The following is a 24,006-nucleotide window of genomic DNA, read 5'->3' on the forward strand; positions in this document are numbered from 1 at the left end:
GGCACACGGACCACGGACCACGGACCACGACGAAGGGCTACGGACGATGACGACCACGACCACCGACTACTTCGAGTACACCCACACCGTCGGCTTCGAGGAGACCAACCTCGTCGGCAACGTGTACTACGTGAACTACCTGCGCTGGCAGGGCCGCTGCCGCGAGCTGTTCCTGAAGCAGAAGGCGCCGGCGGTGCTGGCCGATGTGCAGAACGACCTCAAGCTCTTCACGCTCAAGGTCGACTGCGAGTTCTTCGCCGAGATCACGGCCTTCGACGAGCTGTCGATCCGGATGCGGCTGTCGGAACTGGGCCAGACCCAGCTGGAGTTCACCTTCGACTACGTCAAGGTGGCCGAGGGCGGCGGCGAGACGCTGGTGGCTCGGGGCAAGCAGCGGATCGCCTGCATGCGGGGACCGAACACCGCGACCGTGCCCTCCGTCATCCCCGAGGCCCTGGCCGAGGCGCTCGCGCCGTACACCGGCCGGCTGCGTCCGCTCGCCGGCCGGGCCGCCGCCGCCTGACCGGCCGCGCCGCCCCGCACGGCGGGAGCCCGCGCAGGGTCCGCCCCGGACGGCCGGTACGACCCCGTGGTCCTGTCCTCCGCCCCTGTGTTCCGCCCCTGTGTTCCGCCCCTGTGTTCCGCACCCGTGTTCCGCACCCGTGTTCCGCACCCGTGTTCCGCCCGTGTGTTCCGTATCCGTGCGTCACCGCTCAGCCGCTCCGTGCGTCACCGCTCAGCCGTCCCCATGGCCGGTGAGTTGCTTCACAGGACCCGATCGGGTCCACCCCGCAGAGCCCTCGAAGACCGTATGAGAAGGAGACGAGAAATGAACACGCTCAACGACGTTCTCAAGCACCTGGCCGCCGACATCGACGAGATCGCCGGCATCGTGGAGAACCTGGACGACGAGGCATGGCAGACCCCCACCCCCGCTGCGGGCTGGACCGTCGCCGACCAGATCGCCCACCTCACCTTCGTCTTCAACCTGGCCAGGACGGCCGCCGCCGAACCGCAGGCGTTCCAGGCCATCACCGCCGCGGCCGCCGGTAACTTCGACGGAGCGGTCAACGCCGCCCTCGCCCAGTTCAAGGCCTTCCCGCCCCGCGAACTGGTCGCCCGCTTCCGGGCCCTGGGCCAGGCGTCCATCGACGCGCTCGCCGCGGTGCCGGCCGGTCAGGTGGTGCCGTGGCTGGTCAACCCGCTGCCGCCGGTCGTCCTGGGCTGCGCCGGAATCATGGAGGTCTTCGCCCACGGCCAGGACATCACCGACGCCCTCGGAGTCCGCAGGGAGCCCACCGATCGGCTGGGCAACATCGCCGACTTCGCCTGGCTGACCCGCGACTTCGGCTACGAGTCGCACGGTCTCACCCCGCCCGCCGAGCCCTTCCGCTTCCTCCTGACGGCCCCCTCCGGCGAGGTGTGGTCGGTCGGTCCCGAGGACGCGGCCGAGACGATCCAGGGCCCCGCGCACGACTTCGCCCTGCTGGTGACCCGCCGCCGGCACCGCGACGACCTCGCCCTGACCGCGACCGGACCGGCCGGTGAGCAGTGGCTGAGCATCGCGCAGGCCTACCGGGGCCCGGCCGGTGAAGGGCGCAAGCCCGGCCAGTTCGCGGACGCCGGACAGTGAGCGGCGGCCGGCCACCGCGTACCGCGCGCCCCCGCCACAGCCGTGCCAGAAGCCCACCAGGGAGAAGACATGACGAGCACCAGGCCGGATCGAGTCATCGTGATCGGCTGCGGTCTGATCGGTACGTCCGTCGCACTGGCCCTCACCCGGGCCGGGGTGCGGGTCGCCCTCGACGACGTGGACACCGCGGCCCTGGACGAGGCCTGCCGGATGGGCGCCGGGACCGCGCTGACCGAGGACACCCCGGTCGCGGACCTCGTGGTGATCGCCACCCCGCCGTCCGCCGTCGTCGACACCCTGTACCGGGCCCAGGCCCGCGGGCTCGGCCGGGCGTACACCGATGTGGCGAGCACCAAGGAACACATCTGGGCGGAGGCGGCGCTGCGCGGCAGCGACCTGCTGGGCTACGTTCCCGGCCACCCGATGGCGGGCCGGGAACTGTCCGGCCCCGGTGCGGCGGTGCCCGACCTCTTCGCCGGACGCCCCTGGATCCTGTGCCCCTACCCGACGGTCGACCCCGAGGCGCTCGCCGCCGTCGACGCACTGGTGAGGCTGTGCGGGGGCGTCCGCCGGGATCTGACACCCGCCGCCCACGACCGGGCGGCGGCCGCGCTCTCGCACGTGCCGCAGGTCGTCTCCTCCGCACTCGCGGGACAGCTCGCCGGGCTCGGCCCCGACATCCTCGCGCTGGCCGGGGCCGGGGTGACGGACACCACCCGGACCGCGGGCAGCGACCCCGCGCTGTGGGCCGACATCCTCGGCCAGAACGCCTCGGTGGTGGCGGAGGCGGTGGAGCGGCTGGCCGGTGAACTCGGCTCCCTGGCACGTGAGTTGAGGGCAGGCGGCTCCGGTCCCTCGGACGGGGTGCGTGAGCTGCTCGACCGCGGCAACGCGGGCCGCGCGGCGCTCCTCGCGGCGGCCGGGACGACCGCCGCGAACACGGCCGCGGCCGGCCCCGCGGCCGGTCCCGCCGCACCCGCACCCGCGCGCACCCGTGCGGCGGCGGCGGGCACGAGGACCGGACCGCCGTACCTGCCGCCGCACCGGCCGTACCGCTCACCGCTCCTGCGGCCCGGCCGGCCGGCGGGCCCGGTGCCGCGCATCCGCCGCTTCGCCCGGTGACCCGCCGCTCAGCGGCCGGGCACCGCTCAGTGGCCGGGCACCGCTCAGTGGCCGGGCACCGCTCAGTGGCCGGGCACCGGCCGGGGGCCGGCCAGCCTGCCGCCCACGCAGAGGGCGGTGGTCAGTGAGGCCCACGACGTGAGTTCGACCAGCTCCCGGTCGGTGGGATGGAACGCGCGGAACGCGGCCACATCGGCGTCGGTGATCCGGTGGGCGGCGAAGGCGGTCAGCAGCGCCAGCCGGATCACGGGCACCTGTGGCGCCGTCAGTCCGGCCGAGGCCTCCTGGAGCCAGGGGATGCTCAGACCCGCCGGGCCCCCGTCCCATGCGGCCAGCCGGCCGGCCAGCCGCTCGCGGACCGGCTGCGGCACCCAGTCCGCCGCAGCGTCCACGGCCGCCACCGCCCGGCCCAGCGCATCGGCCACCACCGGACTTCCGCCGGCCCACTCCGGAAGGGACGGCCGCGGTGCGGAGGGCAGCAGGCCCAGCGAGGTTCCGGCCGGCACCGGCCCCGGACCGACCGGCCGCATGGAGCGGGCGACCGTACGCATGATGGGTCCGCGGAGGAATCCGGGGGCCTGGTCGGGCATCGGGGAGTCGGCCAGGAAGACAGCGGCCATCCGGTTGATGTAGTGGAAGGTGACGGCCACCCCGCAGAGTTCGGCCGCCTCGGCGGCCGAGGCCGCCGGAACACGCGGGCCGTCCGCGGCGCGCAGGCCCGTGGCGCGGGCCCAGGCCGCGAGCGCGGCCTCGGCCTCGGCCGGTTCCGGCTCCAGCGTCTGCAGGGTGGCCCGGTGCACATCGACGCAGTACGAGCAGGTGTTGGCCTCGGAGACGGCGGTCGCGGTGACCTCCTTGGCGGCCCGGCTCGCCTCCCCGTCGACCAGCAGGGTCTCCCGCAGCATCAGCCAGGCCGCGGCGAGTGCCACCGGGGCGGGGGAGTGCAGGGCCAGGGGCGGAGCGAGCACCCCGAAGTCCCTCTCCGCCTGCGTGTACACCGCGGCCACCAGCCCGCGGGCCCGGCCCGGGGGCACCGCCTCCACGTACCGCACCTGCTTCAACGCGCCTCGCAGCACTGTCCTGACAACAGGTCTCACCGCCGCGCACCTCCTCGGCCAGGGCTCCCCTTACGGCTCTCGGCGGCCGCGGGCCAGCGCACCGATCCTGGCCGCGCGGTCCACGTCGGCGCATCCTCAGGACTGCTCCGCACCGCCCGGCCCCGCTCCGCCCTGCCCTGCCCGGGACTTCAGGCGGCCGGGGGCACCGCCCGCAGCCGGGATGCGCGGGACCCGGCGCGGGCCACCGCCTCCCCCAGCAGCCGCAGCCCCGGGCCGGCCGGCTGACGCTCCAGGGCGGGCCGGTTCGCCTCGGCGCGGGCGACAGCGGCGCACATCCGGTCCCAGTCCGTGGGTTCGGCGGCGGCAGGAGCTGCGGCGGCCGCGACTTCGGCGGCGGTCCCGGCATCGGCCCCGGTGGCGGCGGCCCGTAAGGCGTCCGCGTCCCCGAGGCCGTCCTCGTCGGGAACGGCCCCGGCGAAGCCGAACACCCCCTGCTCCATGAACATGCGCACCAGCGCCGTGGCCGCGCCCTTCGCCGCCGCCGAGGTGTACGCGGTGGAGGCGGCGGCCGCCGCCCCGAGCACCTGTGCCGGCGCGGCCGCCGGTTCCTTCTCGGCCCCGTGGGCCGCCGGGCGGATATCGCTCATGCTCTGCCTCCCATGCCGGGTCTGGCACCGGACCGGTGGTGCGGTTCGGCGTGCACGCGGCGCGGTGCGCGGCGGGGGCTCCGTACCGGGTGGGTCCGTGCTCCGGTCCGCCGGGCGGCCCGCCACCCCGTGCCGAGAAGCATCATTCTCGGACCGGTGGCCGGGGGCGGGCGTCTCCTTCCGTGCGCAGAAACGATCGGTGCACCTGCGCGGAATCGATCGGTGCACGTACGCGGAAACGATCGGTGCACGTGCGCGGAGACGATCGATGCGACACCGCCGGATCGTCCCCGGACAGCCCTTCGGACCTGCCTGAATGCGTGCCGGCCACGGATTGTGCCGCGACTTGGCCATCTTCGCGTGCCTGTCGGCGGCCGCCGCGACTTGGATGGGGCGTGACCGCCCGCGCGTGATCCCGCGTGCCGGACACGGCGGACGGCAGGCAGCCCCCGACCCCCGGAGACCCCTCTCCGGACCCGTCACCGCACCGCTGGACGGGACCCGCCGGCCGTGTGCGGTGCCGGAACCGCCGGAGTGCTCCGCCCACGTCGGGGCCGGTCCGCCTCCGACACCCGTTCCTCCATGAGGAGTCACCATGCCGAACGCCCCCGTACGGTCCCCGGGCACGCCGCAGCCGTCAGCGGTGTGCCCGTGCGGCTTCCTGTCCGCGGTGTGCCCGTGCGGTTTCCTGGACGCGCTCGTGGCGGACGCGCGCGGTGGCTCCTGGACCCCCACTCCGCTGGAGCGGCGCATCGCCGGCCTGCTCGCGATGGCGGCGGCGGGCGACGGCCTGCTCACCGCGGACCGGGTGCGCGCCGCGCTGTGGGAGGGCTCCCTCGCACTCGTCCAGGAGAACGACGGGAGACTGGCCCGGCTCCTGGCCGGACTGCTGTCCCTGCCGGTGGAGTACGGGGCGTACGGGGCATACGGGGATGTGCCGTACGGGGAAGCGCCTTACGGGGATGCGCCTTGCGGGGACACGCCGGACCGGGACTCCGACGCCGCCAGGCAGAGCCGGCGGACCCTGGACGCCGCGTACCGGTTCGTCGTGGCGACGGCCTCCGGTCATGCGTACTGAGCCCAGCGTCCGGAGCACGCGGGGTGCGGCGCCCGTGGTCCCGGGGCTCCGGGCTCCCCGGCCACTGGTCTCGCGGCCGCTGGTACCCCGGCCGCTGGTTCCCCGGCCTTTGGTTCCCCGGCTGTTGGTTCCCGGCGCCGCGCTCGGCCCGGTGCGCCCGCCCGGGGGCGCCTGCCAACTGTGGCTCGCCGACGCGAACGTACGGCCCGGGGCGGTCGACGACCTCGCCCGGCAGATTCTGGACGATACGGAACACGACCGTGCGGCCGAGCTGCACCGCCCCCTGGACCGGCGGTGCTACGTCACCGCCCATGTCGCCCTCCGGGTCCTGCTCGGTGCCCATCTGGGCATCGCGGCGCACCGGGTGCGCTTCCGCCGCGAGCCCTGCCCCTGCTGCGGCGAGCCGCACGGCAGGCCCGCGGCCGAGGACCTCCGGGTGCCGCTGCACTTCTCGCTGTCGCACAGCGGTGATCTGGCGCTCCTCGCCTTCGCCGACGCACCGGTGGGCGTGGACGTGCAGACCACGGGTTCGGTGGAGGCCGCCGACGAGATCAGGGGGGTGCTGCATCCGCGGGAGGAGGCGGAACTGGCGGCCTGTGAGGAGCGTGTGCGCCCGGACGCGTTCGCCCGTGTCTGGGTACGGAAGGAGGCCTACCTCAAGGGTCTCGGTACGGGCCTGGCCCGGAGTCCCTCGCTGGACTATGTGGGCACCGGGCCGACGGCCGCCGCACTGCCCGGCTGGCGGGTGGAGGATGTCGCGGTGCCCCTGGGGTACGCGGCCGCGGCGGCGGTCGCGGCCGGGGGACCGCTGTCCGGCTGACCGTGCGGCGGCGGTCGTGGCCGTCCGCTCTCCGCACGGGCGCCGGCGGCTCTTCCCGCTTCCCGCTTCCCGCCGGGTCAGTAGCTGTTCTCGGCGGGGGCGGCGCCGTCCGTTCCGATGTCGGCCAGTGCCCGCAGCACCATCGGCGGGTGCTCGGCCAGCCGTTGCAGCAGATGCGGCCACCAGCCGGTGCCGTAGGGGGCGTGGATGCGGCACACCAGCCCGTCCTGCCGGAAGCGGCGCAGCAGGGCCGGCTGCACGCCGTGGAGCATCTCGATCTCGACGGTCCGCCGCAGCAGTCCTCGTTGCCGCGCCGAGGCGAGCAGCGCGGGGTCCTGGGTGGCCAGACTGAGCCGGACCCCGCGCTCCAGGAGCAGTTGGGCGAGATCCAGGTATCGGTCGTCCAGCGCCGGGCCGCGCGGCAGGGCGATATGGCCGGGTTCCGGTGAGGCGCCCTTGACCAGCCGGATCGTGCAGCCGGGCCGGGCCAGTTCCGCCGCGTCGTGCGGGGTGCGGTGCAGATGGGCCTGGAGGGTGATGCCGAGGTTCGTGTGGCTGGCGCGGAGCTCGCGGTAGGCGTCGAGCACGGTATCGACGCCGGGGGCGGGCCCCATGCTCAGGACGACCTCGCTTCCGCGGCTGGCCGCGGCCGTCACGATCCGGCCGGTGTTCCGCGTGGCCAGGCGGGCCGACCGGGCCAGGCCGACCTGGGCCAGGTCGAAGCCGAGCCGCTCCGGCACCGGTTCGTGGGCGAGCAGGGCGAGGTACTCCGCGACGGTCCGCTCGACCTCCGCGGGATCGTCCGGGTACGGGCGGTCGGTGGTGTACTCGGCGCTCAGCAGATAGCCCTTGGTCCGCAGCCGGTCGGCGCGTTCGAGGAATCCGGCCCGGTCCGGCGCGGGCACGTAGCGCCGCGCGGCGGGGGCCAGGATGTCCTGGAGGACGGAGCCGGGCCCGGTCGGGGCGGTGCGGACGAGGGAGTCGGCGGCGAGCTTGCGCAGCCCCTCGGACGCGGCCTCCAGCAGGGCCCGCTGGGAGAGTTCGTCGGTCATGGCTGCGCCTCGGTGTCGGTCCTCGGAGCGTGACAGGGCTGCGGTGCGGGCGGCGTCCGGCGCCGGGGCCGGGGCCGTGGTCAGCCGGGGCACGAGGCCTTCTCCTGAGGCCGGGTCAGCCTGCGGATGCGCAGCCGGTCCAGTGCCAGCTGCCGGCGGGACCGGTGCAGGGTGTGGATGACACCGGTGCAGGCCCGGCGGCCGGCGGCCGTGCGGACAGCGGTGCCCGGCCGCGTACCCGGGTCGAAGCAGTAGACGGAGGGCAGCGACTCGATCGCGTCGATCACGTCCTGGCCGAGCCGGTCGGCCGTGCCGTGCGGCTCCACCCCGGTGACGAGGACATCGGCCTCGCAGAGGGGGGAGTAGTCCGCTCCCGCCCACCGGTCCAGGAATTCCTCGGGCCGCGCATGGGCCAGTGCGGTCAGATCGGCCAGGTTGGTGCCCAGGCACAGGTCGTCGTATCCGGGCAGGACATCGCCGAGGAGGGGGAGGGCCGATACCGGTTGCGGGCCGCGGGAGGTGAGCACCAGACAGGTGCGGGCCGGGCCGTGGGTGATCCCGAGCGCGTCGAGCGTGTCCCGGGTACGGGCGATGAGCGCGGACACGGGACCGTGACCGGGTGCTGCCAGCGAGGTGCGGTCGGGCACGGTGAACGGCCCCTGCCGCCGGGTACGGTGCCGTCGGACCGCGACGACGACATGCCGACCGGCGCACGAGACGGTCTCCACGGTGTACTCGCGCTCGTCGGACCGGTGGGGGGCACGGGGGAAGGCCGCCCGGGGCAGAGGCGGCGGAACCGGGACCCCCGGCAGCCCGAGCCGTCCGGCCAGCGCCGCGGCGAGCGGTACGCCGGAGGCCCGGCCGGCGATGACCCCCAGGGGGTGGTGCCGGGCGATCAGGGCCGCGGTCCGGCAGGGATCGGCACCGGAGTCGCTGCGTACCTGGACGACGCCCACGCCCCATTTGGCAAAGGATGTTGGCAATATATTGCCAAGCGGCTCGGTGTCGACGAGTACCGCCACAGCGGAGAATTCCCTGTTCGATCTCGCGATTTCCACGGTCCGCCACCTCTGGTCGGAAGTGTCACATCCGGGCTCAGTATTCACGTTTCCATGTGTAGGCAAAATATTGCCACACCCTGGCACGCGTTGGCAACAGTGCGGACGGGTGAGCGGGGCATGCGACCGCCTCCCCTCTCCCGGCGGCACCGGGGGAGGGGAGGCGGTGGGACAGCCCGAAGGGGAAGGGCGAGAAGGGCGGCTCGGCGAGGAAGGGAGAGGAAACGAAGAGGGAGGGAAGAGAACGGGCTCGGCCGGTGGGGCCGCCGGGGGTCAGCCCGCTGCGACGCCCTGCTTCTTGCCCCGCGCCTCCATCAGGCACTCCGCGGCCAGCCGCCAGATTTCGGCGGCGAGATCGATGTTGGCGTTCTCCTGTGCCTGCAGGGCCAGTTGCTGCAGGCCGGCCAGGCCCTCGTCCTCCTCGCCGCCGAGAATGCGCAGCTGATTGCCGAGCACTTCCAGGCGTATCCGCGTCTGGTACGGCAGGCGCAGATCGGTCCGGCCGAGCCGGTCCAGCAGGGCGCGGGCGTCCGCCGGCCGGCCCTCGTGGAAGGCCAGACGGGCGCGCAGGGCGGTCAGGGACTGCTCCAGTGCGGGCGTACGGGCGAAGGGCAGAGCGGCCTCGGCGGCCTCGATGCAGCGCTGGGCGGCATCGAGGTCGGGCGGGAACCTCTGCAGCTGGAGCTCCGCCATGGCCACCCGCAGCCGCAGCCAGATGGTGAGGTTCTCGCGGCTGTCGAAGCCGTCCAGAGCGCGCTGGAACAGGGACTCGGCCGCGTCGAACTCGCCCTCCCGCACCTTCAGGGCGCCCGCCGTCCACAGGGACTCGGCCCACAGGGTGTCGGAACGCCCTTCGACCAGGGCGGTCAGCTCGTCCGCGTGCCGGCGGGCGTCCGGCATCCGTCCGGCCTCCGCCTCCACGGACACCAGGACCAGCAGTGTGGCCGCCACGTCCTGGGTGGAGAGGCTGTTGTCCCGGGCCAGCCGGTACGCCGTCGCCGCGGCGTCGACCGCCGGGGTGATCTCGCCGGAGACGCGCAGGCACCTGGCGAACTGTGTCAGGGCACGCGAGCGCAGCTCGGCCAGGCCGATCTCCTCGCTGAGCACGACGAGCTGGTCGAGGTAGGCGCGCTCGGCTTCCTGGTCGCCGTGCCGTCGCTTCCACTGGCCCAGCAGCCACAGGGCCTGCCAGCGGAGCATCGGCTCCTGACCGTGCGACGACTCCAGTGCCTCGGCCAGCAGCTCGCTGGTCTCATCGGATTCGAGCGAGGTGGCGAGGGAGAGTATCTGTGCGAGTGAGGTGGCTCTGGACTCCTCGAACTCGGCGGCGCTGATGCCCAGCTGGCCCGCCAGGTGCGCCACGGCGCGTTCGGTGGGCTGGCGTGCGCCCGATTCCAGACGGGAGAGATAGCCGGTCGACATACCGTCCCCGGCGACGACGGCCTGCGACAGGCCGCGTTCGGTCCTCAGCTGCCTCAGTCGGCGGCCGAAGGATGGCTGCTCCAGCACGTGCACGCCCCAACGGGTGGATGGATTACGGATGATTCCGGCCCTGGCACATGTTGCCGTAGTCGTGTCACACCGCTCGTTCCAGTTATGCCACAGGATATCCATGAACCATTCCGCTTGGCAAACGTCTGACCTCGGAAGCTATCGCTGCTGGCGGGATACGTACCACCCTGCCTGGCAAAGGATCTTGCCCAAACCTTGGTAAGTTGTTGTCAAGTCGGTCGGGGCTGCCCTAGGCTGACTTGGCAACACACGGAACGGATCGAGCCGATACGGCGAACCCACCATGCCCACGGGAGTGGCCGAAATGACCAGTGACCGCTTTGCAGTCATCGCCGCCACGGGCGCCCCGGCCGACACCCCGGCAGCCCGGAGCACGGAGGCGGACGAGCCCGTCCGGCCCGCCGATCCGGTGTGCGAGGTCCGGGAGTTCCTCTTCGAGGCGTGGAGGGACCTGCTCGGCTGCGCCGGCCTCACCGAGCACTCCGACTTCTTCGCCCGCGGTGGCGACTCGCTCCTGATCACCCGGCTGGCGCGGCGCGTCGGCAAGCGGTTCGGCGTGGTGGTCACGATGCACGACATGTCGCGCCGCAACCTCGGGGACCAGATCGTCCTCGTCCGCACGAGGCTCTCCCGCGGGCCGGCGCACCGGGCCCGGCCCGTCGTGACCACCCGGAGCATCCGTACCTTCGTCGCCCGGCAGTGGGCCGAACTGCTCGGCTGCGGTGTCCCCTTCGACCACTCGGACTTCTTCGCCCTCGGCGGCGACTCGCTGCTCGGCACCCGCCTGGTGCGGCGTCTGGAGAAGGAGTTCGGCGTCGACGTCCCGGTGCGCGACATCCTGGGCGCCACCACGCTGGCCGGCCAGGTGCTGCTGCTCGGTGGACTGCTCGCCGAGTCCCCGCGCCCCGCCCACACGCCGCGCAGCCGCGCCGCCTAGCACTTCCGCCTTCTCACTCCTTCCGCCTTCGCGCTCCCTCGCCCTTCGTTCCCCGCCTCCTCGCCCCCTTGCGTCCCTTGCCCCCTTGCGTCCCTCGGCCGGCTCGCGCCGTCCGGGGGCGTTCGTGTGTCCGGAGCTCTCCGCCGCTGCGCCACCAGGGCTTCCGCCCGTACTCCGGGTACGCCGCCCGCACTCCTCGTACTCCACCCGACGCCCCGCCCGTACTCCGCTCATACAGGCAAGTTGCCAAAGTCTGGCAAATCGTTGCCATGGGAGCCCGTCTTCACTAGCTTCCTGTCATCGGCGGATGCCCATCGGCCGATGACCGCACCGCAGTCCCGTACGAGGAGCAGCCATGAACATCACGCACCCCGCGCCCGCGCCCGGTGTCCGGACCGGTTCCGGCGAGAACGTCGAGTGGCCCTGATCCACACCCTCCGGCCGAGCAGCCTCGACCGGCCGCCGGGCCGAGTTGCCCCGATCCGCCGTCAGAAGGACATCCCGTGACGCACATAGCGCTCGACAACGATCTGCCCGGCATCAGCGGACTGATGGCGCACCGGCCGGACACCGGCGAACCGCTGGGCAGGCTGGCCGACGCCCTGCTGACCGCGCCGTCCTCGCTGAGCCGGGGCGAGCGCGAGCTGATCGCCGCCTATGTCTCCGAGCTCAACGGCACCGCGTTCTGCTCCGCCTCCCACAGCGCTTTCGCCGCCGCCCAGCTCGACGGCGGCCGGGCCCTGGTCGACGCGGTGCTCACCGACGCCGCCACCGCGCCGGTCGGTCCCAAGCTGCGCGCCCTGCTCCGTATCGCGGCCGAGGTACAGGCCGCGGCGCGCCCGGTGTCCGACGAGGCCGTCGCGGCCGCCCGCGCCGAGGGTGCCGACGACACCGACCTCCACGACACCGTTCTGATCGCCGCCGCCTTCTGCATGTTCAACCGTTACGTCGACGGCCTGGCCACCGCTCTCCCCTCCGACCCCGCCGACTACACGCGGACGGCCGAGCGAATCGTCGAGCGGGGCTACCGGGGCTGAACCCCGCTCCTGACCGGGCCGTCTCCCGCGCACCTCGTCCACACCTCGTCCGCACCTCGGCCCCGTCCACCTGAACAGACCGCGCCGGACACCACGGCGCGGCTCAAAGAGCTGAGCAACGCCGGAGATGCCCGCCCCGACGGGGCGCTCGGAACATGGACCGCGAATCGCCCACCGGTCCCGCCGGTGGGCCGGGGCGGGGACGACCCGTCGCAGGACCACCGGGATGAGGTGCTCAGCAGTGACCGTTGACATCGCGCCGACCAGCGCGCGCAGCGTTGCCACGATCTACAACTCGGCCGTCGCGGCCTTCGCCATCGCCGCCGCGTGGGAGGTGGGGGCGTTGGAGGAGCTCTACCGCGAACGCACCCTGGACACATCCGAATTCGCGGAGCGCCGCGGCCTCGACGCTCTCTCCACGACCGGTCTCTTCCGGGCCATGGCCTCGGTCGGACTCGTCCACCGCGAGGGCACCGCCGTCATCCCGCTGTCCGGGTTCGACGCGGTGTACCACAACAAGTCCTTCTTCCACTGGCTCGGCCGGGGCAGCGCCGAGCTTTTCCAGCAGATCCCCCGGGTGCTGCGCAACGAACAGCGCACCGGCGCCTACTACCGCAGGGACCCGGCGGCCATCGCGTTCGCCTGCCGCGAGATCGACGACATCACCTACGCCCCGGCCTACTGGGGTGCCATCGAGCGCCTCGACTTCCCCGTCACCCGTGTCGCGGATCTCGGCTGCGGCAGCGGCGGCCGGCTGATGGACCTGCTGCACCGCTTCCCCGGCACCACGGGCATCGGGGTCGACATCGCCGCTCCGTCCCTGGAGGTGGCACGCAAGGAAGCCGCCGACATCGGTCTGTCCGACCGTTCCGAGTTCGTGCGGGGGGACGTGCTCCGGCTGGAACCGCGCCCGGAGTTCGCCGACATCGAGCTGGTCACCTGCTTCATGATGGGCCATGACTTCTGGCCGCGCGAGAACTGCGTGGCCACCCTGCGCCGGCTGCGCGAGGTCTTCCCGGCCGCACGCCGGCTGCTGATCGGCGACGCCACCCGCACGGCGCTGCCGGACACCGAACTGCCGGTCTTCACCCTGGGCTTCGAGCTCGGACACGATCTGATGGGGACCTTCCTGCCGACCATCGACGACTGGGAGTCGGTGTTCGCCGAAGGCGGCTGGGAGCTCGTGCGCACCAACCGCATCGAGCTGACCGTCGGGGAGGTCATCTTCGAACTGGCCTGATCCGTCCGCTCCCCGGTACCTCATGCCCGGCTGCCGTCACCGCCCCCGGAAGCCGGCACCTCCTGTCGGCCCGGGGCGTGTAGGAGAACCCGATGCCCACGCTCGCCGCCGCCGTCGCCCGTACCCTCGCAACCGCCGGCGTCCGCCATGCGTTCGGTCTGGTCGGCGGCGGCAACATCCTCGCCGCCGCGGCCCTGACCGAAGCGGGCGTCCACTACACGGCGGCCCGCCACGAGGGCGGTGCCATGGCGATGGCCGACGCCTACTTCCGGGTGACGGGGGAGGTGGCGGTCTGTACGACGACCCATGGGCCGGGGCTCACCAACGCGGCCACGGCGCTGGGCGAGGCGGCCAAGAACCGTTCCGCCGCCGTCCTGCTGTGCGGTGACGCGCCGACCGGTGGGCCCAGGCCGCACGACATCGACCAGAGCGCGCTGGTCACCTCGCTCGGTGTGCCCGTCGTACGGCTCACCGATCCGGCCACCGCCCTCGCGCGGACCTCCGCCGCGCTGGAACTCGCCCGTACCCGGCAGTGCCCCGTCGTCGTCATGCTGCCCGGTGATCTGCTGGGTGCCGAGGTGTCCCCCCCTTCGGCACCCGGCGCCAACCCGATCGCGGCACCGGCCGCGACGGTCCGGCCCGACGTGCCGGCGGCGGTGCTCCGGGCCCTGGCCCGCTCCCGGCGGCCCCTGGTACTGGCGGGAGCGGGCGCCTGGCGCTCGGGGGCCGGCAAGGTGCTGCGCGACCTCGGGGACCGGCTCGGCGCGCTGTTCACCACGACGGTGATGGCCAACGGGCTCTTCGACGAAAGCCCCTGGTCCCTCGGGATCTGCGGTGGGTTCGCCGCCCCGGAGCCCGCCGGGCTGATCTCCCGCGCCGACCTGGTGCTGGCCTTCGGCGCGAGCCTGGACACCTTCACCCTGCACGGCGGACGGCTGCTGGACCCCGACGCCACCGTCGTACGGATCGACCTGGAGCCGGGTCCGGGACCGGCCGGGCGCGCGGACCTCTCCGTGGTCGGGGACGCCTCGCTCGTCGCCACCCGGCTGCTGGACGCCCTCGGCCCGGCGGCTCCGCCGGCCGGTCCCGGTACCTGGCGGTCGGCGGCCGCCCGCACGGCGGCCGCCCGCCGCTGGGACACGGTGCCGTGCGAGGACGCCTCCGGCGCGGGGCGGATCGATCCGCGCACCCTCACACGTCACCTGGCCGGACTGCTGCCCGCCGAGCGCACCCTCGTGCTGGACGGCGGCCACTTCATCTCCTGGCCCGCCATGTACTGGCCGGTGCCCGACCCCGCGGCGATGGTCTTCACCGGGGCCGCCTTCCAGAGCATCGGCCTCGGGCTGGCGGGGGCGGTCGGCGCCGCGGTCGGCCGCCCCGACCGGACGACGGTGGCGGCGATCGGCGACGGCGGCGGGCTGATGGGGCTCTCCGAGCTGGAGACCCTGGTGCGCAGCGGGCGGTCCTGCCTGGTCGTGGTGTACGACGACGCGTCGTACGGATTCGAGGACCACATGTACACCCCGCGCGGGGCGGACCCCGCGATGGTGAACTTCGACGACACCGACTTCGCCGGGACGGCCCGCGCGCTGGGCGCCCGCGCCGTCACCGTACGCGTTCCGGCGGATCTGGCCGAGGTGACGGCCTGGCGCGAACGCGGCTGCCCCGGCACCCTGCTGCTGGACTGCAAGATCGTGCATACGGTGGTGGCGCCGTTCCTGGAGGATCTGCTGGCCCCGGCGGACCACCGGGGGTGACGCGGCCGCTGCCGGGGTACGCGACCGGCGGCCCCGGGCAGCGGTACGGGTGCCGGCCCGCGTGCATGCGAAGGGGCCACCCCGACGGTAGGTTGCGGACGGTGCTGACGACTGAGGAGTTCGAGGTCAGGGAGTCCGGCCCGGAGGAACTGGCGGCCTGGTGCCGGGTGTTCGCGGACGGGCAGGCAGAGCTGTCCGGAGTCGCGACGGAGCCCGGTGCGCCGGCCGAACGGCTGCGCGCCGGGCCGGGGGACGGGGTACGGCGGTGGGCCGCCCGGGAGGCCGGGCGGATCTGTGCGGTGGCCGACCTGCGGCCGCAGCGGCACGATCCCGCGGTCGGGTTCCTCCGTCTGACCGTGGCGCCGCGGGCACGGTGCCGGGGCACCGGGGCGGCGTTGCTCGCCCGGATCGCGGCAGAGGCCGGGGACCGGGGGACGGAGCGGATCCAGGCGCTGGTGCCGGCGGGGACGCCCGGCCAGCGGTTCGTTCGCCGGTGGCGCGTGATGCTGCGGTTGGAGCTGCACGAACAGCGTCTCGACCGGGACGTCCTGAGGCGCTGCCACGAGCTGGCGGCGGATCCTCACCCCGGCTACCGGGTGGTGTCCTGGCAGCGTGCGGCGCCCGCGGAATGGGCGCCCTCGTTCGGGCGGGTGATGGGCCATGTGCTGGACGCGCCCGGAGCCGAGCTGCAGATGGCCTCCCGGGCCTGGGACACCGCGGCGGTCCGCGCCTGGGAGGCGGAGATGGCCGGGCGGCGACTGCTCGTCAGCGCGGTGGTCCATCTGCCCTCGTGCGAGGTCGTCGGCGCGACGGTGGCCACGGTGGCCGATACCGGTGCGCGGGCGGCCGACCAGCACGACACCGCCGTACTGCCCGGACACCGGAGCGGTGGGCTGGCCCGCTGGATGAAAGCCCGCCACACGCTGCGGCTGCACGAACTGTTTCCCGAGGCCGGGTCGGTCACGGTCACCGTGAACCGGGAGAACGCCCCGATGCTCGCCGTGAACCGGATGATCGGCTACCGGCTCGTGCGTGAACGGCTGCTGGTGGAGACCCCCACGGCCGGTATTCCCACGGCCGGTATCCCCACCGGCGGCACCGGACCGAACGGGTGACGGACCGGGACACCTGAACGGCTGTCCCGGTCACACCCCTGCCGCTACCGGTGGACGCCCGCGCCGAGCTGCCGGTGGGCACGTCCTGCCGCTACCGGTGGACGTCCGCGCCGCCTCCGGTGGGACGGCGCGGGTCAGCTGCCGGGCAGGTTCCTGCGGACGCCTCTGAGCCCCTCGAACGAGGACAGGTCGGGCACCGTCCAGCCGTCCAGGTCGTACTCCGACATGCACTGGTCGACCATCGCCTTGTAGTCGTCGATCTGCCCCGAGGCGGTCTGCGCGAACAGCAGCTCGGTGCGGGTGTTCTCGTGGTTGCCGGCGTAGTTGCGCTCGTAGAGCTCGTGGCGTCCGCCGAACTCCGTTCCCACCGCGTCCCACAGGAGTTTCAGCACCTTGACCCGGTCCACGGCCTCGATGCCGTTCGAGCCCCGTACGTATTTGTCGAGGTAGGGGCGGATCTCGGGGTTCTTGAAGTCGTCCGCGCTGGAGTTGAGGTAGATCAGGCCGCTCGCGACGTCCTGCTCGATGATCTCCTTGACGCGCGGGTAGCCGATCTGCATGAACCAGCGGTAGGCCATGCCGTACTGCGGGTTGGGCAGTACCGCCCCGTTGTGCCACTTCACCGGGTTGCGCGCCGCCGCGTCCGAGAGGCCCCAGAAGAGGTTGCGCCAGGCCAGGACCTCACCGAGGCGGGTCTGCACACCCCGGAAGTCCTGGGTGCCGGTGACCTCCAGGGCCTTGGCGAGCGCTCCCGCGATGAACTCCAGCTTGACGGCCAGCCGGGTGCAGCCGTGGAAGGTGAAGCGCTCCATGAAGCCGGACTGCGAGGAGAACATCTGGATCTTGGCCATGTCCCCGTAGATGAACACGTTCTCCCAGGGGATGAGGACCTTGTCCATCACCAGGATCGTGTCGTTCTCGTCGAGCCGCGAGGACAGCGGGTAGTCGAACGGGGTGCCCATCACGGCCGCGGTGGCGCTGTAGGAGGGGCGGCAGATCAGCTTCACCCCGGGGGCGCCGGTGGGCACCGTGGCCACCAGCGCGAACTCCTTCTTCTTGATGGGCAGTCCGTAGTGCGCGATGAAGTTGTGGTGGGTCAGCGCCGAGCCGGTGGCGACCACCTTCGCACCGCTGACCACGAGCCCCGCGTCGGTCTCCTTCTCCACGTGCACGAAGACATCGGCCACCTCGTCCGGCGGCAGACTGCGGTCCACCGGCGGATGGACGATCGCGTGGTTCCAGTACAGGACCTTCTCCTGGGCCTCGCGGTACCAGCGCCGTGCGTTGTCGGCGAAGGGCCCGTAGAACTCGGAGTTGGCCCCGAGCGTGCCGAGGAAGGCCGCCTTGTAGTCGGGGCTGCGGCCCATCCAGCCGTAGCTCATCCGGGACCACGCGGCGATCGCCTGCTGGTCGGCGACGAGGTCCTCGGCGCTGTGCGGTGTGGTGTAGAAGCGGTGGGTCAGTCCGCCGCTCCCCGTGTCCGTCCGGGTGGTCAGGACGTCCTGGGTGGCCGGGTCGTGCAGGGCGTCGTAGAGACGTGCCGTCATCCGCACCGGGTTGTGGAACGCCGGGTGGGCGGTGATGTCCTTGACGCGCTCCCCGTACAGGAACACCTGCCGGTCGTCGCGCAGGCTCTCGATGTACTCGTCGCCGGTGAGCGGCCGGCTCACCGAGGACCCGGGACGGCTCTCGGCGCCGGAGCGGTGCTGATCGGTCATGAGCCCTCTTCCCTCGAATCCCCTCACCGCCCGACACCGGGGCGCGGCGGCGGGCGTGCCGGGCTGCCATCGTGGCAGCCGGCGGAGGCCGGGGCTTCTCCCTGCGTGCGGGACCACCGCACGGGGCGGCGCGGTCCTCGTGCGCCGTGCCGCCGGTGCCAGGTGCGCAATTCAAAAGGTGCCTCTCGTCCCCTGCCGGTGTGACGGTCTCTCCAGCACTGCCCCTCTCCACGATCGTCACGTCCAGGAGGAAACCGATGCTGACCGCCGACATCCCCACGCGGGCGCAACTCGTCCAGCGCGCAGTCGAGCTGGCACCGCTTCTGAAGAAGAACGCCGCGCAGGCGGAGCAGGACGGAAGGCTCCAGGACGAGACCGTCGAGGCACTGGCGGACGCCGGACTCTTCCGGCTGCGGGTGCCCAAGCGCTACGGAGGCTACGAGTCCGACACCCGTACGCTGGTCGACGTCGCGGCGGCTCTCGGCCGAGCCGACGGCGCCGCGGCCTGGACCACGGCCGTCTACTGGATTCCGACCTGGATGACGTGCCTGTTCCCCGACAGCGTCCAGGACGAGGTCTTCTCGACCCCGGACGTCCGGATCTGCGGCACCCTCAGCCCGTCCGCGCTGGCCACGCCGGCGCCCGGCGGTATCACCGTCAACGGCAAGTGGGGCTTCGTCAGCGGTGCCCGGCACAGCCACTGGCAGGAGATCATCGCCGTCCTGCAGGGTCCCGACGGACCGCCGCAGCCGGTGATGGCGCTGGTGCCGATCGACGAGCTGACGATCATCGACGACTGGGACACCTCCGGTCTGCGCGCCACCGGCAGCGTCAGCACCGTCGCCCAGGACCTCTTCGTCCCGCAGGAGCGCGTCCTGCCGCTCGGCGCCATCCTCCAGGGGAGTTACGCCTCCGAGCTCAACGCCGACACGCCGGTCTACCGCGTCCCGCTGCTGCCCGTCGCCTCGGCTTCCTCGGTGGGCACCGCACTGGGACTGGCCCATGCCGCCCGGGACACCTTCTTCGAGCGGCTGCCGGGACGCACCATCACCTATACCTCGTACCAGCAGCAGGCCGAGGCGCCGCTCACCCACTTCCAGGCCGCCGAGGCGACGCTCAAGTCCGACCAGGCCGAGTTCCACGCCCACCGGCTGGCCGCGCTCGTGGACGGCAAGGGCGAGTCCGGCGACACCTGGACGCTGGAGGAGCGTGCCCGTGCCCGTGCCGACCTGGGTGCGGTGTGCCGGCTGGCCAAGGAGGCCGTCGACCTGTTCGCCTCCGCCAGCGGCGGCTCCTCGATCTACCGCGACATTCCCATCCAGCGCGTCGTCCGCGACATCCAGGCGATCAACCTGCACGCCCTGATGAACCCGAACACGAACAACGAGCTCTACGGCCGCATCCTGTGCGGCCAGGAGCCGAACACGCTCTACATCTGACGCCTCACGCACCCGACAGAGGCAGCACGCACCGCAACAGTCCCAGCCCGCACAGCACCGCACCAGACGAGACCGCATTCGACGCGACCGAGGAGCCCACGGACATGACTGCTCAGACCACCGACGCGCCCATCATCGAGATCTCCGACGAGGACAAGGCCGCCGTCGCGGCTGTGCCCGGCCGCATCGTCGCCGCCTGGGCCGCGCACGACGCCCAGGCGTTCGCCGATGTCTTCACCCCCGACGGCACGATGATCCTGCCCGGCGTCTTCCAGCAGGGCCAGGAGGCCATCGCCGGCTTCATGGCCGAGGCGTTCACCGGCCCCCTCAAGGGCACCCGGGTCACCGGCACCCCGGTCGACATCCGCTTCGCCGACGCGGAGTCCGGCATCCTCATCACCCGCGGCGGCATCCTCGCCCCGGGGCAGAGCGAGCCGAGCCCCGAGCGTGCCGTCCACGGCTCCTGGGTCGTGGTCAAGCGCGGCGGCGGCTGGCACCTCGCCGCGTACCAGAACACCCCCCTTCACGCCGCCTGACGTCCCGTCCGCTCCGTACTTGCCACAAGGAGGTGACCGCGATGGCCGTAACGAACGCAGGCCGCGCGGTGGTTCTCGGCGGCAGCATGGCCGGCCTGCTGGCCGCCAGGGTGCTCGCCGACACGTACCGCGATGTCGTGGTCGTCGACCGCGACGACATGTCCCCCGGCGCCGAGGCGCGCCGGGGGGTGCCCCAGGGCCGCCATGTGCACGGTCTGCTCGCCCGCGGGCAGCAGATTCTCGACGAGCTGTTCCCCGGCTTCACCGAGGAGGCCGTGGCGGCGGGCATCCCCACGGGTGACCTCGGGGAGCTGCGCTGGTACTTCAACGGCCGCCGGCTCAGCCCCGCCACCACGGGGCTGGTGTGCGTCTCCGCCACCCGTCCACTGCTGGAGGGCCGGGTACGGGAGCGGGTCGCGGCGCTGGAGAACGTGACGTTCCGCGACCGGCACGACATCGTCGGCCTCGTCACGGACGGCGCGCACTCCACCGTCACCGGGGTCCGTGTCCAGGGCCAGCGGCCCGGGGACGCGGAGCAGGTCCTCGATGCCGGGCTCGTCGTGGACACCAGCGGCCGGGGCTCGCGCACACCGACGTGGCTGGAGGAGTTCGGGTACGAGCGTCCCGAAGAGGAACGCATCAAGATCGACCTCAGTTACACCACGCGCCGCTTCCGGCTGCCGGACCTCTCCGTGCTGAACGGCGACCTGTCCATCAACCCCGTGTCCTCGCCCAGCCACCGGCGCGGGGCGTTCCTCTCCCGCATCGAGGACGGGCTCGTCACCGTCTCGCTGACCGGTGTGCTGGGCGACAGCGCACCGGCCGACCTGGAGGGATTCCTGGCCTGGTCCAAGACCCTTCCGGTCTCCGACATCTACGACGTCCTCCAGGACGCCGAACCCGTCGGGGACGGCGCGACCTTCCGCTATCCGGCGAGCGTGCGCCGCCACTACGAGCGGCTGCGGACGTTCCCCGCCGGGCTGCTGGTGATGGGCGACGCGGCGTGCAGCTTCAACCCGGTCTACGGGCAGGGCATGACGGTCGCCGCGATGGAGGCCAAGGTCCTCGCCGGCCACCTGAGCCGCGGTCCGGTCCCGCAGCCCCTGGAGTTCCATCGTGACGTCTCCGGTGTCATCGACGTCCCCTGGGACTTCTCCGCGGGCGGCGACCTCGGATACCCCGAGGTCGAGGGCGTACGGAACGCCAAGGTGCGTACGGGCGGCGCGTACATGGCGCGGCTCCAGGCGGCGGCGGTCCACGACGGCCGCATCACCGGCACCTTCATGCGGGTGGCGGGCCTCGTCGAATCGCCGCAGGCCCTGATGAGCCCGCGCATGATGTACCGCGTGCTCAAGGGCTCACGGCGCGGCAAGCAGACCGCGGCGGCCTGACCGGTCCGCCCAACGCACCAGGCCAGCACGACGCCCGCCCACGACGCCCGCCCACGACGCCCGGCCGGATCCCCGGCCGGGCGTCGTGCTGTCCTTGTCCTGTCCTCGTCCTGTGTACGGGCGGCGGGCCGCTGTGGTCCGGGCGTGCCTGCGGGAACGCCCGAAGGGCTGCCCCGGTCCGGCCGGGGCAGCCCTTCGGCGTGCGTGCGGTCGCGGAGGTGGCGTCAGGCGGCGGCCGCCGGGACCGGGGCGGTCAGGCGGACCGGGAGGCTGCGGTGACCGTTCATGATGAACGTCGGCAGCGGCTGGAGTTCACCGGACTCCACGGCCAGCGACAGGTCCGGGAACCGCTCGAACAGCTGGGACAGCCCCGTCGTGGCGACCAGCCGGGCGATTCCGGCCCCCAGGCAGTAGTGCGGGCCCACCCCGAAGGAGAGGTGCGCCTTGTCGGGCCGGGTCAGGTCGAAGGTGCCGGGGCTGTCCGGGTGGAGCCCGGGATCGCGGCCCACGGCGCTGTAGTTGACCAGGATCGGGTCGCCCCGGGGGATGGTGACCCCGTCGAGCTCGATGTCCTCGGCCGCGTAGCGCAGCGGCAGGTGCGCCAGCGGTGACTCGACGCGCAGCGTCTCGTCGATGACGTCGTCCCAGGTGGCCCGGCCGGAGCGGATGAGCTCCAGTTGCGCGGGATCGCTGAGCAGGGCGGTGATGGCGTTGTCGAAGAAGTTGATCGTGGTCTCCGAACCGGCACCGAGGATGGCGAAGATGGTGTCGGCGAGTTCCTCCTCCGACAGCGCCGTACCGTCCTCGTCCCGCGCGGCGACCAGGTCGCTGGTGATGTCCTCGCCGGGCTCGCGCCGCTTGTCGGCGATCAGGTCGGCCATCGCCCCGCGCCAGCCGGCCAGCACGGCCTGCGCCTGCTCGGGGGTGACCGTCGTGTCGACCATCGCGTCGATGACCTTGGCGGTCTTCGCGCGGGCCTCCTCCTCCATGCCGATCAGGTCGGCGACGAGCCGGGCCGGCAGCGGGTAGGCGAACCGCTCCCGCAGGTCCACCACCTCGTCGGGCCCGGCCGTCTCCAGGGCGTCCAGGAGCTGCTTGGTCAGCTCCTCGACGCGCGGCCGGAAGGCCTCGGTGCGGCGCGGGGTGAACGCCTTGCCGACCAGCTTGCGCAGCCGTACGTGGTTCTTGCCGTAGGCGGTGACCATGTTGTCCATGGCCACCCAGCTGATCAGCTCCCAGTCCGGCGGTATCTCGCCGTTGACGAAGGCCGGCCAGTGGGACCGCGCGCTCTTGGTGACCCGCGGGTCGGTGAGCGCCTTCCTGATGACGTCATGGCTGTTGAGCGACCAGGCGACCACTCCGCCGGGCAGTTCCACCTGGGTGGCCGGGCCCTGCTCGCGCAGGGTGGCGGCCTCGCCGTGGATGTCCCGGCCGGTGGTGTCGAGGGCGAACGGGCAGCGTTGCTCCATGGGAGTATCCGGTTTCTCTTCTGGCCTGGGACGGCGGGGCGGGCGGCGGTACGGGGCGGTGCGGGAGCAGGCGGCGGTGCCGTGCGGGAAGCGGCGGGCCCGGTCGGCCGCTTCCCGCACCGCACCGGGAAGCGGCGGGCCCGGTCAGCCGCGCGGGCCGAAGTGGGCCTGCGACAGCTCGCGGTTGGCGTGGGTGGCGAGGAAGATGCCGTTGCCGGCGTGGCTGTGCAGCATCGACAGGTCGCGCCACACCCGCTCGATCCGCTCGCCGTGCCGGACCGAGCTGGACCCGGCCGTGGGGAAGAGCTGGCTCTCCACCGCCCGCCAGCACAGCCGTACGGCTTCGCGGCTGACCGTGGCCAGCCGCAGCTCCTCCTCCCGGGTGAAGGCCGCCGCCTCGCGGTGGCACAGTGCCTGCCACTGACCGACCGCGTGCAGCACGGCCGCTTCGGCGGTCGCGATGAGCCCGGTGGCCTCGCCGTAGCGGAACTGGTAGTCGGGGTCCTCGGTGCGCGGCACGATCGGGAAGAAGGAGGTGGTGCGCTCGCGCATCAGCTCCTCGTACGCGTCCAGTGCGCCCTTGGCCATGCCGACGGCGAGCACGCCGAGTTCGAGCAGCATGAAGCTGAGCGGGCCGCCGCCGTACTCACCGCCGTGCAGGACCCGGCCGGGCAGCTCGTCGGTGACGGGCAGCCGGCTGAGGTGCCCGACGAGGGTGTGGTGGGCCGGGACGCGGGCGTTCTCGACGCGCAGGCTGTGGGAGCCGCTGCCGCGCAGACCCAGCTGGTCGCCCCAGTCGTCGAGCCGTTCGAACTGGTCACGGGTGACGACGAACATCAGCGGCGCGGGCGGCTGCCCCTCCCCCTGCGGAATCAGGGTGTGGCCGATGAAGTGGGTGGCGTACGGCGCGCCCGAGCAGTAGTTCCAGGTGCCGTTCAGCACCCAGCCGCCCTCGCCGTCCGGCTCGGCCGACCCGGTGGGGGCGACGGTCGCCGGGCAGATGAACTCGCCGCCGGCGAACAGCTCCTCCTGCGTCCGCTCGTCGAAGACCGCACCCGCCACCAGCGCGTGGGCGGCCCCGAACAGATACATCCAGCCCGTCGAGGGGCAGCCGCGGGCCAGCGCCGTCGCGACCCTGACGAAGGTCTCGGGGCCGAACCCGTAACCCCCGTAGCGCCGGGGGACGAGGATGCGGTAGAAGCCGGCCTGCGAGAAGGCCTCGTGGGTGTCCTCGGCGTAGTGGCCGCGCTCCTCGGTCTCCGCCTGCCGCCCGACGAGCGTCGCGGCCAGGGCCTCGGCACGGGCGACCAGTTCGTCCGGGGTGAGGCCGGGTTCCGGAGGGGACACGGGGCCGGCCGCGAAGGTGCCGGGCAGAGTCGTCGTCATG

At 73.0% G+C, this 24,006-nt stretch carries 21 protein-coding genes; 13 read left to right on the forward strand and 8 right to left on the reverse strand.

Features of this window, described 5'->3' with window-relative positions:
* Window positions 1–46: 46 nt before the first annotated feature.
* From OHA98_RS38875 to OHA98_RS38885, 3 genes are all read left to right on the forward strand, one after another.
* Entirely contained in the window at window positions 47–523 is a 477-nt protein-coding gene (locus OHA98_RS38875; RefSeq protein WP_266932825.1) for a thioesterase family protein, read from the forward strand.
* 306 nt (window positions 524–829) lie between these two features.
* A complete protein-coding gene (locus OHA98_RS38880; RefSeq protein WP_266932826.1) occupies window positions 830–1,633 on the forward strand; it encodes a TIGR03084 family metal-binding protein in 804 nt (267 codons plus the stop codon).
* Between the two features lie 69 nt (window positions 1,634–1,702).
* Window positions 1,703–2,755 (forward strand): prephenate dehydrogenase/arogenate dehydrogenase family protein, encoded by a 1,053-nt coding sequence (locus tag OHA98_RS38885; protein WP_266932827.1) that lies wholly within the window; start codon window positions 1,703–1,705, stop codon window positions 2,753–2,755.
* A gap of 62 nt (window positions 2,756–2,817) precedes the next feature.
* Here the strand turns inward: OHA98_RS38885 and OHA98_RS38890 are convergent, their stop codons facing one another.
* Both OHA98_RS38890 and OHA98_RS38895 read right to left on the reverse strand, forming a co-directional pair.
* Window positions 2,818–3,852, reverse strand: coding sequence for an alkylhydroperoxidase (locus tag OHA98_RS38890; RefSeq protein ID WP_266932829.1), 1,035 nt, complete (start codon window positions 3,850–3,852; stop codon window positions 2,818–2,820).
* 149 nt (window positions 3,853–4,001) lie between these two features.
* On the reverse strand, window positions 4,002–4,460 hold the full coding sequence (locus OHA98_RS38895) for a hypothetical protein (RefSeq protein WP_266932830.1): 459 nt from the start codon (window positions 4,458–4,460) through the stop codon (window positions 4,002–4,004).
* A gap of 595 nt (window positions 4,461–5,055) precedes the next feature.
* On the opposite strand from OHA98_RS38895, the gene OHA98_RS38900 reads away from it, so the two are divergent.
* Both OHA98_RS38900 and OHA98_RS38905 read left to right on the forward strand, forming a co-directional pair.
* Window positions 5,056–5,538, forward strand: coding sequence for a hypothetical protein (locus tag OHA98_RS38900; RefSeq protein WP_266932831.1), 483 nt, complete (start codon window positions 5,056–5,058; stop codon window positions 5,536–5,538).
* Window positions 5,539–5,647: 109 nt separating this feature from the next.
* Window positions 5,648–6,358: a 4'-phosphopantetheinyl transferase superfamily protein gene (locus OHA98_RS38905; protein WP_266932832.1), complete on the forward strand. Its 711-nt coding sequence runs from the start codon at window positions 5,648–5,650 to the stop codon at window positions 6,356–6,358.
* A gap of 77 nt (window positions 6,359–6,435) precedes the next feature.
* On the opposite strand, the gene OHA98_RS38910 is transcribed toward OHA98_RS38905, so the two are convergent.
* From OHA98_RS38910 to OHA98_RS38920, 3 genes are all read right to left on the reverse strand, one after another.
* On the reverse strand, window positions 6,436–7,410 hold the full coding sequence (locus OHA98_RS38910) for a proline dehydrogenase family protein (RefSeq protein ID WP_266932834.1): 975 nt from the start codon (window positions 7,408–7,410) through the stop codon (window positions 6,436–6,438).
* A gap of 80 nt (window positions 7,411–7,490) precedes the next feature.
* Window positions 7,491–8,366, reverse strand: coding sequence for a hypothetical protein (locus tag OHA98_RS38915; RefSeq protein ID WP_266932836.1), 876 nt, complete (start codon window positions 8,364–8,366; stop codon window positions 7,491–7,493).
* Between the two features lie 375 nt (window positions 8,367–8,741).
* A complete protein-coding gene (locus tag OHA98_RS38920; RefSeq protein WP_266932837.1) occupies window positions 8,742–9,977 on the reverse strand; it encodes a helix-turn-helix domain-containing protein in 1,236 nt (411 codons plus the stop codon).
* Between the two features lie 307 nt (window positions 9,978–10,284).
* On the opposite strand from OHA98_RS38920, the gene OHA98_RS38925 reads away from it, so the two are divergent.
* The 5 genes from OHA98_RS38925 to OHA98_RS38945 all read left to right on the forward strand — a co-directional run bounded on the left by OHA98_RS38925 (window position 10,285) and on the right by OHA98_RS38945 (window position 16,066).
* On the forward strand, window positions 10,285–10,917 hold the full coding sequence (locus tag OHA98_RS38925; RefSeq protein WP_266932839.1) for an acyl carrier protein: 633 nt from the start codon (window positions 10,285–10,287) through the stop codon (window positions 10,915–10,917).
* A 503-nt stretch (window positions 10,918–11,420) separates the two neighbouring features.
* Window positions 11,421–11,954, forward strand: a complete 534-nt coding sequence (locus OHA98_RS38930) for a carboxymuconolactone decarboxylase family protein (protein ID WP_266932841.1) — start codon at window positions 11,421–11,423, stop codon at window positions 11,952–11,954.
* 241 nt (window positions 11,955–12,195) lie between these two features.
* Window positions 12,196–13,194 carry a class I SAM-dependent methyltransferase gene (locus tag OHA98_RS38935; RefSeq protein ID WP_266932843.1) on the forward strand — a complete coding sequence of 333 codons (999 nt, stop codon included), beginning with the start codon at window positions 12,196–12,198 and terminating at the stop codon, window positions 13,192–13,194.
* Window positions 13,195–13,286: 92 nt separating this feature from the next.
* Window positions 13,287–14,951 carry a thiamine pyrophosphate-binding protein gene (locus tag OHA98_RS38940; RefSeq protein WP_266932844.1) on the forward strand — a complete coding sequence of 555 codons (1,665 nt, stop codon included), beginning with the start codon at window positions 13,287–13,289 and terminating at the stop codon, window positions 14,949–14,951.
* Window positions 14,952–15,052: 101 nt separating this feature from the next.
* Window positions 15,053–16,066 carry a GNAT family N-acetyltransferase gene (locus OHA98_RS38945; RefSeq protein ID WP_266932846.1) on the forward strand — a complete coding sequence of 338 codons (1,014 nt, stop codon included), beginning with the start codon at window positions 15,053–15,055 and terminating at the stop codon, window positions 16,064–16,066.
* Between the two features lie 134 nt (window positions 16,067–16,200).
* On the opposite strand, the gene OHA98_RS38950 is transcribed toward OHA98_RS38945, so the two are convergent.
* Window positions 16,201–17,784, reverse strand: a complete 1,584-nt coding sequence (locus OHA98_RS38950) for a 4-hydroxyphenylacetate 3-hydroxylase family protein (RefSeq protein ID WP_266932847.1) — start codon at window positions 17,782–17,784, stop codon at window positions 16,201–16,203.
* Window positions 17,785–18,041: 257 nt separating this feature from the next.
* On the opposite strand from OHA98_RS38950, the gene OHA98_RS38955 reads away from it, so the two are divergent.
* The 3 genes from OHA98_RS38955 (at window position 18,042) to OHA98_RS38965 (ending at window position 21,150) form a co-directional block, all read left to right on the forward strand.
* Window positions 18,042–19,223 (forward strand): acyl-CoA dehydrogenase family protein, encoded by a 1,182-nt coding sequence (locus OHA98_RS38955; RefSeq protein ID WP_266932848.1) that lies wholly within the window; start codon window positions 18,042–18,044, stop codon window positions 19,221–19,223.
* 104 nt (window positions 19,224–19,327) lie between these two features.
* Window positions 19,328–19,759: an SgcJ/EcaC family oxidoreductase gene (locus OHA98_RS38960; RefSeq protein WP_266932850.1), complete on the forward strand. Its 432-nt coding sequence runs from the start codon at window positions 19,328–19,330 to the stop codon at window positions 19,757–19,759.
* A gap of 41 nt (window positions 19,760–19,800) precedes the next feature.
* A complete protein-coding gene (locus OHA98_RS38965; protein ID WP_266932852.1) occupies window positions 19,801–21,150 on the forward strand; it encodes an NAD(P)/FAD-dependent oxidoreductase in 1,350 nt (449 codons plus the stop codon).
* A 224-nt stretch (window positions 21,151–21,374) separates the two neighbouring features.
* On the opposite strand, the gene OHA98_RS38970 is transcribed toward OHA98_RS38965, so the two are convergent.
* Together OHA98_RS38970 and OHA98_RS38975 are read right to left on the reverse strand one after the other, a co-directional pair.
* Entirely contained in the window at window positions 21,375–22,619 is a 1,245-nt protein-coding gene (locus OHA98_RS38970; RefSeq protein WP_266932853.1) for a cytochrome P450, read from the reverse strand.
* A 144-nt stretch (window positions 22,620–22,763) separates the two neighbouring features.
* Entirely contained in the window at window positions 22,764–24,005 is a 1,242-nt protein-coding gene (locus tag OHA98_RS38975) for an acyl-CoA dehydrogenase family protein (protein WP_266932855.1), read from the reverse strand.
* Window position 24,006 lies beyond the last annotated feature (1 nt).

The sequence above is a fragment of the Streptomyces sp. NBC_00654 genome, assembly GCF_026341775.1.
Classification (GTDB): Bacteria; Actinomycetota; Actinomycetes; order Streptomycetales; family Streptomycetaceae; genus Streptomyces.

Excerpts from the sequence above, each read along its gene's own strand:
- OHA98_RS38875 (WP_266932825.1), top strand. The coding sequence starts at position 47 with ATGACGACCACGACCACCGACTACTTCGAGTACACCCACACCGTCGGC.
- OHA98_RS38880 (WP_266932826.1), top strand. The coding sequence starts at position 830 with ATGAACACGCTCAACGACGTTCTCAAGCACCTGGCCGCCGACATCGAC.
- OHA98_RS38885 (WP_266932827.1), top strand. The coding sequence starts at position 1,703 with ATGACGAGCACCAGGCCGGATCGAGTCATCGTGATCGGCTGCGGTCTG.
- OHA98_RS38895 (WP_266932830.1), bottom strand. The coding sequence starts at position 4,460 with ATGAGCGATATCCGCCCGGCGGCCCACGGGGCCGAGAAGGAACCGGCG.
- OHA98_RS38900 (WP_266932831.1), top strand. The coding sequence starts at position 5,056 with ATGCCGAACGCCCCCGTACGGTCCCCGGGCACGCCGCAGCCGTCAGCG.
- OHA98_RS38910 (WP_266932834.1), bottom strand. The coding sequence starts at position 7,410 with ATGACCGACGAACTCTCCCAGCGGGCCCTGCTGGAGGCCGCGTCCGAG.
- OHA98_RS38925 (WP_266932839.1), top strand. The coding sequence starts at position 10,285 with ATGACCAGTGACCGCTTTGCAGTCATCGCCGCCACGGGCGCCCCGGCC.
- OHA98_RS38940 (WP_266932844.1), top strand. The coding sequence starts at position 13,287 with ATGCCCACGCTCGCCGCCGCCGTCGCCCGTACCCTCGCAACCGCCGGC.
- OHA98_RS38950 (WP_266932847.1), bottom strand. The coding sequence starts at position 17,784 with ATGACCGATCAGCACCGCTCCGGCGCCGAGAGCCGTCCCGGGTCCTCG.
- OHA98_RS38955 (WP_266932848.1), top strand. The coding sequence starts at position 18,042 with ATGCTGACCGCCGACATCCCCACGCGGGCGCAACTCGTCCAGCGCGCA.
- OHA98_RS38960 (WP_266932850.1), top strand. The coding sequence starts at position 19,328 with ATGACTGCTCAGACCACCGACGCGCCCATCATCGAGATCTCCGACGAG.
- OHA98_RS38965 (WP_266932852.1), top strand. The coding sequence starts at position 19,801 with ATGGCCGTAACGAACGCAGGCCGCGCGGTGGTTCTCGGCGGCAGCATG.
- OHA98_RS38970 (WP_266932853.1), bottom strand. The coding sequence starts at position 22,619 with ATGGAGCAACGCTGCCCGTTCGCCCTCGACACCACCGGCCGGGACATC.
- OHA98_RS38975 (WP_266932855.1), bottom strand. The coding sequence starts at position 24,005 with ATGACGACGACTCTGCCCGGCACCTTCGCGGCCGGCCCCGTGTCCCCT.